This is a genomic window from Chitinophaga sp. 22620 (assembly GCF_052044405.1).
Classification (GTDB): domain Bacteria; phylum Bacteroidota; class Bacteroidia; order Chitinophagales; family Chitinophagaceae; genus Chitinophaga.
The window spans coordinates 163848-177832 of the sequence record NZ_JBQEMV010000002.1; the positions used below are offsets into that span (position 1 = coordinate 163848).

Annotated in this window: 11 protein-coding genes; 4 read left to right on the forward strand and 7 right to left on the reverse strand. The window is 54.3% G+C overall.

The features are described 5' to 3' along the window. Positions 1 to 19: 19 nt before the first annotated feature. The 3 genes from ACTJIK_RS10195 (at position 20) to ACTJIK_RS10205 (ending at position 3788) form a co-directional block, all read left to right on the forward strand. Positions 20 to 1387, forward strand: a complete 1368-nt coding sequence (locus ACTJIK_RS10195) for a glucosaminidase domain-containing protein (RefSeq protein WP_440646265.1) — start codon at positions 20 to 22, stop codon at positions 1385 to 1387. Between the two features lie 10 nt (positions 1388 to 1397). After that, entirely contained in the window at positions 1398 to 1934 is a 537-nt protein-coding gene (gene hpt, locus ACTJIK_RS10200) for a hypoxanthine phosphoribosyltransferase (RefSeq protein ID WP_440646266.1), read from the forward strand. Between the two features lie 84 nt (positions 1935 to 2018). Then, a complete protein-coding gene (locus ACTJIK_RS10205; protein WP_440646267.1) occupies positions 2019 to 3788 on the forward strand; it encodes a YfbK domain-containing protein in 1770 nt (589 codons plus the stop codon). Positions 3789 to 3795: 7 nt separating this feature from the next. Here ACTJIK_RS10205 and ACTJIK_RS10210 read toward each other — a convergent pair whose 3' ends face one another. The 4 genes from ACTJIK_RS10210 to ACTJIK_RS10225 all read right to left on the reverse strand — a co-directional run bounded on the left by ACTJIK_RS10210 (position 3796) and on the right by ACTJIK_RS10225 (position 8055). Next, positions 3796 to 5196 (reverse strand): sodium:solute symporter family protein, encoded by a 1401-nt coding sequence (locus ACTJIK_RS10210; RefSeq protein ID WP_440646268.1) that lies wholly within the window; start codon positions 5194 to 5196, stop codon positions 3796 to 3798. A gap of 10 nt (positions 5197 to 5206) precedes the next feature. Further along, positions 5207 to 6151 carry a class I SAM-dependent methyltransferase gene (locus ACTJIK_RS10215; RefSeq protein ID WP_440646269.1) on the reverse strand — a complete coding sequence of 315 codons (945 nt, stop codon included), beginning with the start codon at positions 6149 to 6151 and terminating at the stop codon, positions 5207 to 5209. A 98-nt stretch (positions 6152 to 6249) separates the two neighbouring features. Continuing rightward, entirely contained in the window at positions 6250 to 7410 is a 1161-nt protein-coding gene (dnaJ, locus tag ACTJIK_RS10220) for a molecular chaperone DnaJ (protein ID WP_440646270.1), read from the reverse strand. A 75-nt stretch (positions 7411 to 7485) separates the two neighbouring features. Next, positions 7486 to 8055 carry a nucleotide exchange factor GrpE gene (locus ACTJIK_RS10225; protein WP_440646271.1) on the reverse strand — a complete coding sequence of 190 codons (570 nt, stop codon included), beginning with the start codon at positions 8053 to 8055 and terminating at the stop codon, positions 7486 to 7488. A gap of 165 nt (positions 8056 to 8220) precedes the next feature. Here ACTJIK_RS10225 and ACTJIK_RS10230 point away from each other — a divergent pair, with 165 nt between their 5' ends. After that, positions 8221 to 9393, forward strand: a complete 1173-nt coding sequence (locus ACTJIK_RS10230) for a class I SAM-dependent rRNA methyltransferase (protein ID WP_440646272.1) — start codon at positions 8221 to 8223, stop codon at positions 9391 to 9393. A gap of 144 nt (positions 9394 to 9537) precedes the next feature. On the opposite strand, the gene ACTJIK_RS10235 is transcribed toward ACTJIK_RS10230, so the two are convergent. From ACTJIK_RS10235 to ACTJIK_RS10245, 3 genes are all read right to left on the reverse strand, one after another. Beyond that, positions 9538 to 9888, reverse strand: a complete 351-nt coding sequence (locus tag ACTJIK_RS10235; RefSeq protein WP_440646273.1) for a T9SS type A sorting domain-containing protein — start codon at positions 9886 to 9888, stop codon at positions 9538 to 9540. Between the two features lie 214 nt (positions 9889 to 10102). After that, positions 10103 to 11128 carry a PorP/SprF family type IX secretion system membrane protein gene (locus ACTJIK_RS10240; RefSeq protein WP_440646274.1) on the reverse strand — a complete coding sequence of 342 codons (1026 nt, stop codon included), beginning with the start codon at positions 11126 to 11128 and terminating at the stop codon, positions 10103 to 10105. Between the two features lie 19 nt (positions 11129 to 11147). Next, the gene (locus tag ACTJIK_RS10245) at positions 11148 to 13979 is read right to left on the reverse strand and encodes a PKD domain-containing protein (RefSeq protein ID WP_440646275.1); all 2832 of its coding nucleotides are present in this window, start codon (positions 13977 to 13979) and stop codon (positions 11148 to 11150) included. Between the last annotated feature and the right edge of the window lie 6 nt (positions 13980 to 13985).

Genomic DNA, 13985 nt, shown 5'->3' on the forward strand with positions numbered 1-13985 from the left:
CATTAAATTCAACATATACATGCAAAGAAAGTCATACTGCCTGGCCATCTGTTTGCTTATCTGCTTGTCTATAGGCGCAGCTGTAAATGCAGTTGCACAGAACATCAGCACCACTCAGTACATAGACACGTATAAGAACATTGCCATGGAAGAGATGCGCCGCTCCGGCGTGCCTGCCGCCATCAAGCTGGCCCAGGGTATTTTGGAGACCCAATCCGGCAACGGCTGGCTGGTGCTCAACAGCAACAATCACTTCGGCATCAAATGCAAGAACAACTGGACCGGGCCTTCCGTGAATTACGACGACGATGCCCGCCAGGAATGTTTCCGCAAATACGGCTCTCCCGCAGAATCCTGGAAAGACCATTCAGAATTCCTCCGCAACAATCCCCGTTACAAATTCCTGTTCGACCTGAACCCGGAAGATTACAAAGCCTGGGCATACGGCCTCAAAACGGCCGGTTATGCTACGGACAGGAACTACCCGCAACGGCTCATCCAGATCATAGAAAATTACCAGCTCCAGCAATTCAACGCCATTGCGATGGGCAAGCAGCCCATCCCCGCAAGCCCTTCCCTGGCCGGAGACCCCGCGTCGTATGAGCCGGTACAGTCACCGGGCCGCGACAATAACGTGATCACGCCGCAACCCGCTGCCAAAAAATATCCTGTCGGCACAGAGTTCCGCATCAACAACCGCAAAGTGATATTTGCGAAAGAAGGCACTGCCCTGATACAGATCGCCAGTCAATACGACATCCGCCTCAGCTCGCTGCTCAAATACAACGATCTTACCGAAGACCAGCCGCTGGAAAAAGACATGCTGATCTTCCTTCAAGGTAAAAGCAAACGCGGCCAGAACGATTATCACATCGTAACGCCCGGCGAATCGCTGCACGACATTGCGCAGGCCGAAGGCGTTCAGCTCCGCTGGCTGCGCAAGCGCAATAAGCTGGACGAAGGCGATCAGCCCGCGGCAGGCGAAAGAGTTGCGCTCGACGGGTTTGCATCTTCCAGGCCGCGCCTCGGCAGCAACTCGGTAGCCAAGGTGGACGATCACAAAGACCTGGAGCCGAAAAAGATCATCAAAGACATCAAAGACGAAATAGCAAAAGCCAGAACCGCGACTGAACCGGCGCCGGAGAGCCCGGCCACTGCACGCGCGGAAGAAAAAACTTCCGGCATACCGCCTTCCATGGTGGAAGACCTGAAGAAAGCCGGCAGCACCGTAACGCCCGCGGGTTCTTTGTTTCATACCGTAACGGAAAAAGAAACGCTGTACAGCATTTCGCGCCGGTACAACATTACCGTGGCACAGCTCCAGCAGTGGAACAACCTCCAGGATAACGGTATTAAAATAGGGCAGCAGCTCGTAGTCCGCAAATAATTCAGCGCCAATGACGACGATACAGGTACACGACAAAAAATTCATCCCGTTCATCAGCGAAGCCGATCTGCAGGCGCGCATCAAAGAAATGGCGAAGCAGCTCAGCCACGATCTGCGGGGCGAACACCCGCTGTTCATCGGCATCCTCAACGGCTCGTTTATGTTCGCGGCGGATATTTTCAAACACCTCGACATCGAAGCGGAGATATCCTTCATCAAACTGGCTTCCTACAAAGGCACCAAAAGCACCGGCAATGTGATCACGGCCATCGGGCTGGAAGAAGACGTGTACGGCCGCACCGTGGTGATCGTGGAAGATATTGTGGACACCGGCAAGACCCTTAGCCAGTTCCTTCCCCAGCTGGAGCACCAGCAGCCTAAAAGGCTCATGGTGGTGGCGCTGCTGCACAAACCCGACGCCGTTACGCACCCTGTGAAGATCGATTACCTGGGCTTTTCCGTGCCCAACAAATTCCTGCTCGGCTACGGCCTCGATTACGACGGCCTGGGCCGCAACCTGCCCGAAATATATCAGCTGGCGGAATAAAGAATTACCGCAAATTTTGGCCGGTTACATCAACTGATTAAATATTTTCTTAATTTAGATGTCGTTGTATGTAATTAGATTACTATGCATAAGCTCCTCATGCTGCTCTGTTGGCTATGCGGGAGCATGATGGCAGAGGCACAAAAGACCAGGGGAGTAGTGTCCGGCGCGGTGCTGGACAGCGTGAACCAGAACCCTATGCAGGGGGTGCGCGTGAGCATTCTGAGAGATACGGTTGCAGTTAAGACAAACCAGTATGGACTATTTCGTATAGACATTCCCGATGGCAGCACGCATCTTGTTTTTGAATACCCCGGTTACCTTACCAAAACAGTGCCCCTCGACCATTATGATCGCATGCTCATTGAGCTGAGCCCTTTGTCAAAAAATCCAGGTACTAACGCTGACGTTGCCAAAGCCAGGGCCCGGGCGAGGTTTGCCCATAGTTCCAACCCCAATTACGGCAATGTGGGCATGGGCGTGTCCGCCTTTTTTGATGAAACTTACGGCAAGCTTTACGAGAATAAATTCGTGGACGCGGAAAAGAGCAACCACTCGTCTTTCGCGCTGGACGTGGACCGTGCCGCCTACAGCAATATGCGCCGTTTCGTGAAACTGCGGGAACATATACCGGTGGACGCCGTGCGGATAGAGGAGCTGGTGAACTACTTCCATTACAGTTATCCCCTGCCGCGGCACGACAGCACCTTCGCGTTGTACGCCCATTACACAGACTGCCCCTGGGCCCCCGGCCACCACCTGCTGGAGATAGCGGTAAGGGCGCAGCAGATCGAAACAGACAGCCTGCCCGCCAGCAACCTCGTTTTCCTGATAGATATCTCCGGTTCCATGGGCACGGCCAACAAGCTGCCGCTGCTGCAGGCCGCTTTCCGCGTGCTGGTCAACAATCTCCGCCCGCGCGACAGGGTGGCCATCGTAGCTTATGCCGGCACGCCCGGGCTGGTATTGCCCTGCACCCCCGGGAACGAAAAGGAAAAAATACTCAATGCCATCGACTACCTCAGCGCGGGCGGGGCCACTGCCGGCGAAGCCGCCATCAAAATGGCATACCAGATCGCCGAAGAAAACTTCATCCCCAACGGCAACAACCGCGTGATAATGGCCACAGACGGCGATTTTAACGTAGGCCAAACCAGCGACCAGGATATGGAAGACCTCATCATGCAAAAGAAGGAAGGCGGCGTATTGCTCACCTGCCTTGGTTTTGGTATGAAGGATTACAAGGACAGCAAGCTGGAAACCCTTTCCAGCAAAGGCAACGGCAACTTCGCGTACATCGACAATATGGAGGAGGCCAACAAAGTATTCGCCCGTGAATTCGGCAGCACCCTTTTCACCATCGCGCGCGACGTGCGGGCGGAGATCACCTTTAACCCGCAACGGGTGAAGGCTTACCGCCTGATCGGGTATGAGAATAAAGTGCTGAAAGAAGATAACTCCAACGGCGAAAGGATCGTCGGCGGCATTGTAGGCTCCGGCAACTGCGTGGTGGCGCTGTACGAGATCATCCCGGAAGAGCAGGAAACCGGCGGGCAGCTGGGTGTAACGCGGATCTCGTACCGCACCGAGCAAGACACGACGCTGCGCATCATGCAAAAAGAGATCGCCGGTTCCAGGCAGATATTCGCCGCCGCGCCCGACGATTTCCGCTTTGCCGCGTCAGTGGCCTTGTTCGGCATGCTGGTGAAAAACTCTGCCTACAAAGGCAGGGGCAACATCAATATGGTGACGGACATTGCGAAAAAGGCGCTCGGCCCCGATAAAGGCGGCTACCGTATGGAATTCCTGAAGCTGATAAAACTGGTGAAGAAAAATACCGCCTGGCTGAAATGATGTAAAACTATTGCAGCACCGAACCGTCCTGTACCTTGTCCAGCCGCTTCCACCCGAACGTTCCGGCCAGCATTCCCGCAATACTGCAAAGCAGACCCACGAATAGAGGCGGCATTTCCGTGCCTGTAAACTCGCTGTAGATATAGCCCGCCGTGCCCAGGATAATGGAAAGAATGGCTCCTCCCTCGTTCGACCGTTTCCAGTACAGGCCCGCCGTGAGCGGCACAAAAAGGGAAACAAGGCTCAATACCGAAGAAGACGCCACCAGCTCGTAAATATCCTGGCTGCTGAAAGCCATGCCCATCGAAATGGCGGATACGATCACCACCGAAATACGGATCACACGCAGGAACTGTTTGTCTGTAATGTTTTTGAAGAAGGGGCGGATGATGTTCTCGCCCAGCACGGTGGCGGGGGCCAGTATCGCGCCGCTGGTAGTGCTCATAACGGCGGAAAGCAATGCGCCGAAGAACAATACCTGTATAAAAAGATTACCGTGCTGCAATACCATGTTCGGTAATATCTTTTCCGTGCCCTGCGCCGCCAGCCCGGGGTACAGCTGCTGCGCGCACAGCACGATCAGCAAAGGCACCGAACCGATCACCAGGTACATCAGGGCGCCGAGGTAGGAGGAATACTGCGCCACGCGTTCGCTCTTGCTGCTCATGAGCCGCTGGAACACGTCCTGCTGCGGAATGGAACCCAGCCCGATGGTGAACCATGCGGCCAGGTAATGCAGCCAGCTGTTCCAGTCCCTGTCCGGCAAAAAACGGAAAGTGCCTGCCGGCGCGCGGTCTATCACGGTTTGCATACCGCCTGCATCATGCACCACGATCACTGCGATCACCACGATGCCTATGATGATCATGATGGTTTGTATGAAATCGGTGATGGAAACGGACCACATGCCGCCCATGTAAGTATAGGCCATTACGATCAGCCCGCTGGCAATCATGGCGGTGCCGTGCGGCACGCCCATCACGGTGTTGACCACGATGCCCATGGCCACGATCTGCGCGGCGATCCACCCGAAGTAGGAGGGGATCATCAGCAGGGCAGACACCACTTCGGCCTTCTTCCCATACCTTTCCCGGAAATAATCGCAGAAGGTAAGCAGGTTGGTGCGGTACAGCTTGCGGGCGTAGAACAATCCTACCAGCAACAAACACAACGAAGCGCCGAAAGGATCTTCCATGACGCCGATCAGCCCGTGCTGCGCGAACTCGCTGGTTGCGCCCAGCATGGTTTCGGAGCCGAACCAGGTGGCGAATATCACGCAGGTGCTGATGCCCAGCGGCAGGCTGCGCCCCGCCACGATGAAGTCTCCCGCGCTTTTTACTTTGCGGGCGGCCCAGCGGCCGATGAGTATGGTGACCAGGAGATAAACGAGTACGAATGCAGTGAGCATCGGCGGTACTTTATTTGATGATGCGGAAACAATGCCTCAGCAGCTTGCCCTGGAAATCGAAGGGAACGGTTTGCGCCGTGATGTTCTTGATAGACGAAGCCTCGATGGCGGGTTCGTCCAGCTCAAACCTGCGCAGGTTGTTGCTGAAATACAGCACACCGTCCTTTTTCATGGTCAGCAGCACTTTATTGACAAGCTCCACATGGTCCCGCTGGATGTCCAGGAAATCTTTCATGCGTTTGCTGTTGGAAAAGGTGGGAGGGTCCAGTACCACGAGGTCGTAGGTGTTCAGTTTCAGTTCGTCCAGGTACTGGAGCACATCTGCGTGTATGTATTGATGTTTGGCCGGGTCCAGCAGGCCGTTCAGCCGCATGTTTTCCTCAGCCCAGGCCAGGTATGTCTTTGAAAGGTCTATGCTCGTTACGGACGCCGCCCCGCCTGCCGCCGCGTACACGGAAAAGGAACCGGTGTAACAAAAGAGGTTGAGCACTTTTTTGTCCTTCGCTTCTTCGCGCACCATGTGGCGGGTAATGCGGTGGTCGAGGAAAAGGCCGCTGTCCAGGTAATCGCTGAGGTTCACTTTGAATTTGAGCCCGTCTTCCTGCACGATCAGCTCTTCCCGGGAGAAATCTATTTTTTCATACTGGCTTTGCCGGTTCTGTTTCCGCTGGCGGGTGCGCAGGTACAGGTCATCCTGCTGCACGCCCAGCACTTTGGCGATCACGGCGAGGCTGCCTTGCAACCAGGCTTCGTAAGCATCATCGTCCAGCTTATGGTCGCTCTGGTATTCGGCCACATATACTTTATCCTCGTACAGCTCAATGATGAGGGGGAATTCAGGCAGGTCCCTGTCGTAGAGCCGGAAGCAGGTGATACCCTGGCGCCTGGCGGTTTTACGGAGGTGCTTCTCTACTTTGCTGAGCCTGTTCTCAAACATCTGGAACTTGTCTGACATAGGTGCAAATATGGGATTTTTCGCGCGCTTATGCCAGCGCAAAAAAATCCCCGGCCTGTTGGGGCCGGGGACCGGAATAATATTTAGATCAGCCGTTATCAGCTGAAGATATCCTTTACTTTTTCAAAGAATCCTTTCTCGCTTTTTTCAGGGTTCGGTTTGAAGTTGCCGGACTCCTGCATTTTTTCCAGCATGGATTTTTCTTCTGAAGTGAGCGTCTGCGGCGTCCATACGTTCACATGAATAAGCTGGTCGCCTTTTTCGTAGCTGTTCACGGAAGGGAAGCCTTTGCCTTTGAGGCGGAAGATCTTGCCGCTCTGCGTGCCCGGCGGTACTTTGATCTTGGCCTTCCCGTCGATGGTGGGCACTTCCAGCGATACGCCGAAAGCCGCGTCGGGGAAGGAGATATGAAGGTCGTAGGCCACGTTCAGCCCGTCGCGTTGCAGTTCCGGGTGCGGTTCTTCCTCGATGAGGATGAGCAGGTCGCCGGGGGCGCCGCCTCTTTCGCCGGCATTGCCTTTGCCGCTCATGCTCAGCTGCATGCCTTCCATTACGCCGGCCGGGATGTCGATAGACACGGTCTCTTCGCCGTATTGACGGCCTTCGCCTTTACAGGTCGTACATTTATTGGTGATGATCTGGCCTTCTCCGTTACAGGTAGGGCAGGTGGTCACGGTCTGCATCTGGCCCAGGAAGGTCTGGGTCACTTTGCGTACCTGGCCGGAGCCCTGGCAGGTGGTACAGGTCTGGAAAGAATTGCGGTCCTTGGCGCCCAGCCCGCTGCAGGTGGTACAGGTCACATGTTTTTTTACCTTGATCTTTTTATTGGAGCCTTTGGCGATCTCTTCGAAGGTGAGCTTGATCTTCACGCGGAGGTTGCTGCCGCGGGTGCCCCGGTTCCTTCTTGCCCCGCCGCCCTGGGCGCGGCCGCCGCCGAAGAAGCTGCCGAAAATGTCTTCGCCGAAAATATCGCCGAAGTTGGAGAAGATATCGTCCATGTTCATATGGCCGCTGCCGTAGCCGCCGCGGTTGCCCATGCCCGCATGGCCAAAGCGGTCGTACTGCGCCCGTTTGTCGGGGTCGCTGAGCACTTCATAGGCTTCCGCCGCTTCTTTGAACTTTTCCTCCGCCTCTTTATTGCCGGGGTTACGGTCCGGGTGAAACTGCATCGCTACCTTACGGTAAGATTTTTTGATCTCATCCTGGGAGGAGGATTTGGAAACCCCGAGTATTTCGTAATAATCTCTTTTGGTGGACATGTTTATACACTTGAAAAGCCCACTCCATTAAAGCGGGCTGTGGTAATGATTCACTGGGTATTAATGCTGCGCATGTTATTTTCCAACCACCACGCGGGCATGGCGAATGATCTTGTCGTTCAGGTAGTAGCCTTTTTGCAATACGTCCAGCACTTTCCCTTTCAGCTCTTCTGTAGGGGCGGGTATTTCGGTGATGGCATCGTGCAGGTCTGCGTTAAATTCCTGGTGCAGGCTGTCCATAGGCTTCAGCCCTTTGCTTTGCAGCACGCTGTACAACTTGTTGAACACCAGCAGCACGCCTTCTTTCACGGCGTCTACGCCTGTAGTGGCTTCCAGTTGTTTGGCGGCCCTTTCGGAATCGTCCAGCACATCCAGTAAGGCGATAATTACTTCCTTGTTGGCTGTATTTATAAGCTCAATGCGCTCCTTGGCATTGCGTTTCTTGAAATTATCGAAATCCGCGTTCAGCAGCAGGTACTTTTTTTTCAGCTCTTCCAGCTCAGCGCGCAATTTCTCCGCTTCATCCTCTTCAGGCAGGGCATCGTTCAAATGAGAAGACCCGCTCTGGTTCTCGTCTGCGTTAATGTCCATATCATTTGGCAAGGACTGCCCATTTGCCTGCATATCTTTGTCTTTTTCTGTCATGATAGTATAAATTGTCTGCAAAGGTACCACCGTCAATAATTTTGCCAAGCGCTACGGCGGGACAATTTGGCAGAAAAACTACTATATATATTACAGTAATTAATAATAACATGGCATCCGTTTCTTTAGAATGATAGTTGTATTTTTGCGCTCGAATTGCAATAAATGACTAAAGTTTTTTTAAAGAAGAAGATACAGAACCGCGTGCTGCTCGGGCATCCGTGGATTTTCGGGAATGAAGTGGGCCAGATCGAAGGGGAAGTGAACGCGGGCGACACCGTAGACGTATTCCTGCACAACGGATCTTTCCTCGGCCGCGGCTACATCAACCCACAGAGCCAGATACTGGTGCGCCTGCTCACCCGCGACCGCAAAGAAGAGATCAATGAAGGGTTTTTCCTGCACCGCCTGCAAAAGGCCTGGGATTACCGTAAAAAGATCGGTTACGAAGAAAACTGCCGCCTCGTGTTCGGCGAAGCGGACGAGCTGCCTGCCCTTATTATCGACAAATTCAACGACTACCTGGTGATCCAGACCCTCGCCCTGGGCATGGACCGCTGGAAGCCCGCTATCGTGGACGCGTTGAACAAAATATTTTCTCCCAAAGGTATTTACGAACGCAACGATGTGCCCGTGCGCGAGCTGGAAGGCCTGCCCCAGCAGAAAGGTTTCCTCAGCGCCCCGTTCGATACCAATATCATCCTCAACGAAAACGGCCTCCGTTTCCATGTGGACATTGAGAATGGCCAGAAGACCGGCTATTTCCTGGACCAGCAGGACAACCGGCGTGAGATCGAGCATATCGTGAAAGGGGCGGATGTGCTGGAAGCATTCTGCTACACCGGCACCTTCAGCTGCCATGCCGGCCACTACGGCGCCAAAAGCGTGCTGGGGCTGGATATTTCCGAGCATGCCGTGGCCACGGCCCGCCGCAATGCGGAGCTGAATAACCTGCAGGACATCTGTAAGTTCCAGGCCGTAAATGCGTTCGACCAGCTGAAGCAATGGACCAAAGAGGAAAAGAAATTCGACGTGGTGATCCTGGATCCGCCGGCCTTTACCAAAAGCCGCGAGAACATCCAGAAGGCGATCACAGGGTATAAGGAGATCAACCTGCGCGGCATGAAGCTGCTGAAGCCGGGCGGCTTCCTGGTAACCGCCAGCTGCACCAACCTGGTGAACCCTTCCATGTTCCTTGAAACGATCGATATGGCAGCGAAGGATGCGAAAAAGAAGCTGCGGCAGGTTACTTTCCAGACGCAGGCGCAGGACCATCCCATCCTCTGGAATATCGAGAACACTACCTACCTGAAGTTCCTGATCGTGGAAGTACAGTAGAAGCTGGTGGTATTTTCACACTCTTCACAAAAGCTTCTCCTATACCTGTCCTATACGGATCGTATAGCTGGAAGGTTTGGGTAAAATAATATCAAAAAGGCCGTCCCGGGAAGGGACGGCCTTTTTGATATATAAAGTAATAAGTTACTTGACGACGTTGAATTTCCCCGATTCAACCAGCGTTCCGTTCTTCTCGCGAAGCTGGAAAATATATAAACCGCTGTAGTAGTTGTCGAGGGGTACTTCGGTGCGGCCAGCCAGATTTTTGATGTGATCCACTTTCTTTCCAAGGAAATTGTATACAATAATCTCGTAAACCTTGTCGTTATTACGCTGGATTTCGAAATAAATCTTACTGGTTGCAGGGTTAGGATATGCCTTAACAACTTTACTCGCACCTTCCGTAGTTTCAGGAAGGGATTTGCTTTGGGACCAGGCCGGTAAGGACAAGGTACAGAGCAAAATAAATAAGATGAGAGTAGAGTTTTTTAACATAGTATCTAAAGATAATGATTTTTTTAAATATTAGCCAAATGTTTCTGGTTTTGGTTCTATTATAAAGATAACAAACGGCGAGCCAAATTGTGTGGATAAATTGTGCTTTTTTTGAAAAATTTAACGCTTGTTAACAGAACCCCCTCATTCTCACCCTGCCGTCAAAAAAAACGGCCCGTTCCATTCTTCAAATTAAAGTTTTGCAAAGCGGTGTTTAAAAGCTGGGACAGGTTACGCTGTTCAGCGTAGTGTTACGGCTGTTCAGGAAGTTCTTGAACACCATGCTCACCTCGAAACCTCCCATTGCCTGGCTGGCCGTCCTCAGCTTTGAAATGTTCACATCATAGCTCATCCCGATCTCATAAGCCCCCATATCAAGCCTGATCACCGGCACAACGGCATCGTTCCAGCGGAAGAACAGGCCGCCGTAAAAGCCCCTGTCAGACTCCAGACCCTGGTCCATCAGCCCGTAACCCAGCAGCGCACCGCCGATAAACTCCGAGTAGGCGCCCTGGTGCACCTGGTTGTAATGCGCCACCACCTTCACTCTTTCCGAAACCGGAACGGTTATCCCCATGTTGAAGCTCAATTTCGCGTCCAGTTCCACCTCCGAATCGTTGTAAAAGGAAACCTTGGGATTGTTGAAATGATAATAGGCTGCCCCGATGTAGTAGAAGGTGCCTTCGTTCAGGTCGCCGTTATAGCTCATACCCACGCCCATATCCCAGTACCCGTACCCGATCTTGGCCAGCCTGCCTTCCTCGCCGGTAGGGGCAAAGGGGTCGAAGCGGCCGCCGGTGTACTGGTTGTTGAAGGTGAGATGCTCCGGGTTGAACTGGCGCTGCACATAGCCGCCGGTGAAACCGAGGGACAGGAAGCTGTTCCTGTCTTCGCTCAGCGATTTGTGGTAGTTGATGGCCGGCAGTATCTGCACGGAGCGCAGGTTGGAGGCGCCCGCCTTGTCGTAGGTGAGCTGCATGCCTGCGGTTACGTGGTCGTTGTAATTCCCCACCGGGAATTTCATTTCCCCGCTCAGCGTGCCCGTCTGGTAAGGGATGGTCACACTGTTCCATTGGTTGCGGTACACGCCCTGTAAACGCATGTCTCCCTTAAAAAGCCCGATCAGTGCGGGATTACGGAGGATGGGCGTTTCCGCGAACTGTGACAAATGGATATCCTGCGCCCGCGCGCCCAGCGCTCCCGTTGCCAGGAGGGCGGCGCTTAACCACAGTTTTTTCATGCTTTGCAGCGTTTTCATGTTATCGTAATAAGGTTACATTTCCTTTTAATTCAAACCGTTCCCCGGTATCGCAAAGGCCGTCGAACAGCCAGATGTATACATCGGAGCTCAGCGGCCGGCCGTTCATTGTGCCATTCCAGCCCTGACTCATATCGTCTATATTGAAATTCTCCCTTCTGAATACTTCCTGCCCCGTGCGGCTGTAAATGCGCAGGGAATGGATGGTGCGGATGCCTTTGCCGCGCGGGTAAAAGATGTCGTTCATACCGTCCCCGTTGGGCGAGAAGCCGTTCGGAAAAAATACCACGCCCTGGTCGCAGAGCAGCTTCACGTTCATCACATCGGTTCTTTTACAACCCTGGTTATTGGTCACCTCGAATGCATAATCCGTCGCAATGCGCGGCGTAGCCACGGTTTGCGGGCAGGTGGCGCAATCGATGTTCGTATTGGGTTTCCATTCGCCGCTTACCACGTCATTGCTGAAGGTGGCAGTCAGGTATACCACGCTGCCTACGGTCACTACCTGGTCCGGCCCGGCATTCACGCTGGGGGCGGGTTTCACGGTCACAGTTACCTGTGCTGTGGTGGAAGGGCAGGCGGCATCGTGCCCGGCGGTCACGGTGTAGGTGGTGCTGGTTTCCGGCGTCACGATGGGCATAGCGGTATTGGCGCCGCTGATGGTGTTGGGCGTCCAGCTGTAGAAGGTGGCGCCCGCTGCGCGCAGCTGTGCGCTGGTGCCCTGGCAGATAGCTGTGTCGGGGCTCATTGCGAGGTTTACCGTGGGCACTACTTTGATCTGCACCGTGTCTTCCGTGGTGCAGCCGAAATTGTTGGTGGCAATGGCTTTGTATACAGTATCGGTCAAGGGGGTTGCCACCGTATTGGCGCAATTGGTGCAGCTCAGCCGGTAGGCGGGCTGCCATTGCACGGTGCCGTTGCTCACGCCGGTAAGGTTCACGCTGGCGCCTTCGCAAATTTTGGATTGGGCGGCCACGGCGTTCATGAAAGGCGTGGGGTTCACCGTGATCTGCCGGCTGATGGAATCCACACAGTTCCGCGCATCGGTCACCACCAGCTTCACGGTGTAATTACCGCTGGCATTGTAGGTGGTGGCTGCGGGAACGGATTGGGTGGACTGGCTGCCGTTGCCCAGCGTCCACCGCCAGGTGGTGAGCGGTATGTTGGGCGAAGGCAGGGACATTTGCGAGAACAGCACAGGTTGCCCTTCACAGGGACTGGCCGCCGGCACAAAGTCCGCCTGCGGAGCGATCACTTGCAGGTGATCTGTTTTGATGATGGTATCGCTGCAATAAGCAGGGTCTTTGTAACGGATGATGAGCATGTCGGAAAAGGTGCCGGTCACTTCCACTTTGCGGCGTATATCCACGTCCGTGGTAACCAGCGTTGTTCCGTCGCCGAAGCGCCAGTCGAAGCTTTCCACCAGCGTATGCGGCACATGCACTACGCCGTACGGCACTTCGCTGCTGCGGCAAATGGTGCCTACGCCGGTATGGAAGTCCGCGGAAAATACCTGTATGGTACGGTAAATGGAGCTCATGCAATTCTGCGCGGTGTTCCGCACCGTCAGCCTTACGTTGTAGGTGCCGGGCTGACTGAAAGTATGGGTGGGATGGGCGCTGTTGTCTGCCGGTGAATTATCGTCGAAGTACCATTCGTAGGTATCGGAGGGCGAGCCGGAAGAAGTATTGGTAAAGTTAAAGGTGTTCTTCGAATCGCAGCGGCGCAGGAAGCTGAAACTGGCCACGGGACCGGTGCTACTGATGGTGACCGGCGCTGCCTGGGTATAACATCCGTTCGAGCCCGCGCTGAGCTGTATGGTAACGTTTCCGGCTATACGAAAAATATGGTTCACATCATTTTCGGGTCCTTCGTGCAACGTGCCGTCGCCGAAATCCCAGCGGTAATAGTTGGCGCCCGTGGCGGATGCCAGCAGTCTTGCGCTGGTGCCGGCGCAGTTATCCGGCCGGGTCACCGTGAAGCTGGCATTCTGCGGCGCTACGCCTGCTTTCACCAGCTGCGGGAAATTTTTCAGCACGGTGCAGCCTTGCTGCGTGGTAACAGACAGGCTCACGTTGTATGCGCCCGCTGTGGTGTACACATGTGAAACGTCAGGAGTCGCCGAATTAGCACTTTGCCCGTCCCCGAAGATCCAGGCGTATTGTGTAACAGGGTCGTTATTGCTGGAAGTAACGGTCACGTCCATATTGGCGGTGAAAGGAATACAGCCTTCCAGCGGAGCAGTGTTCAGGGTGATCACGGGCGCGGCTATCATGATGTAGCCGGTTTTGGTAAGGGTGGAAGCGCATCCGGTGGTGTTCACTACGGTGAGCTTCACTTCAAACGTGTCTACCCGCGTATATTGGTGCTGCACTACCGCGTCTGTGGTGGTAACCGGCGCGGAGCCGTCCCCGAAATCCCAGGTGCGGTGGTGCCCGCCGGGCGTGTTGTCTGTAAACGTCGCGGTATAAGGGCCGCAGCCTTTCTGGTTATCAACAGAAAAGGCGGCTACGGGCATTGGATATATATCGAAGTTCCTCGTGGCAGTGGCGGTAGCCAGCGGGTAATAGGCCGTCAGCTTTACGGATACCGGCCCGGGCGTGGTAAATGTGATCTCCGGGTTGGTTTCGGTAGACGTACGTCCGTCACCAAACTCCCAGAGATAATTAAGGGGGCTGCCGGTGCTTGTATTCTGAAAAGCAACCTTTACCGGGGCGCATTGGCTCAATGGCCCGGCTGTATAGGAAAACCCCGCCTGCTGGGCGCGCGCCATGGCAGGCCAGGCCAGGAGGCTGATAATCAATGCATACAGGTTTTTCTTAGGTAACTTCATTTTTTC

What these genes read in the sequence shown, in the direction of transcription:
- ACTJIK_RS10210 (WP_440646268.1), bottom strand. Translation starts at nt 5,196, where the DNA reads ATGCTCACTGCATTCGTACTCGTTTATCTCCTGGTCACCATACTCATC.
- dnaJ (WP_440646270.1), bottom strand. Translation starts at nt 7,410, where the DNA reads ATGTCCACCAAAAGAGATTATTACGAAATACTCGGGGTTTCCAAATCC.
- ACTJIK_RS10215 (WP_440646269.1), bottom strand. Translation starts at nt 6,151, where the DNA reads ATGTCAGACAAGTTCCAGATGTTTGAGAACAGGCTCAGCAAAGTAGAG.
- ACTJIK_RS10230 (WP_440646272.1), top strand. Translation starts at nt 8,221, where the DNA reads ATGACTAAAGTTTTTTTAAAGAAGAAGATACAGAACCGCGTGCTGCTC.
- ACTJIK_RS10205 (WP_440646267.1), top strand. Translation starts at nt 2,019, where the DNA reads ATGCATAAGCTCCTCATGCTGCTCTGTTGGCTATGCGGGAGCATGATG.
- ACTJIK_RS10240 (WP_440646274.1), bottom strand. Translation starts at nt 11,128, where the DNA reads ATGAAAAAACTGTGGTTAAGCGCCGCCCTCCTGGCAACGGGAGCGCTG.
- hpt (WP_440646266.1), top strand. Translation starts at nt 1,398, where the DNA reads ATGACGACGATACAGGTACACGACAAAAAATTCATCCCGTTCATCAGC.
- ACTJIK_RS10195 (WP_440646265.1), top strand. Translation starts at nt 20, where the DNA reads ATGCAAAGAAAGTCATACTGCCTGGCCATCTGTTTGCTTATCTGCTTG.
- ACTJIK_RS10225 (WP_440646271.1), bottom strand. Translation starts at nt 8,055, where the DNA reads ATGACAGAAAAAGACAAAGATATGCAGGCAAATGGGCAGTCCTTGCCA.
- ACTJIK_RS10235 (WP_440646273.1), bottom strand. Translation starts at nt 9,888, where the DNA reads ATGTTAAAAAACTCTACTCTCATCTTATTTATTTTGCTCTGTACCTTG.
- ACTJIK_RS10245 (WP_440646275.1), bottom strand. Translation starts at nt 13,979, where the DNA reads ATGAAGTTACCTAAGAAAAACCTGTATGCATTGATTATCAGCCTCCTG.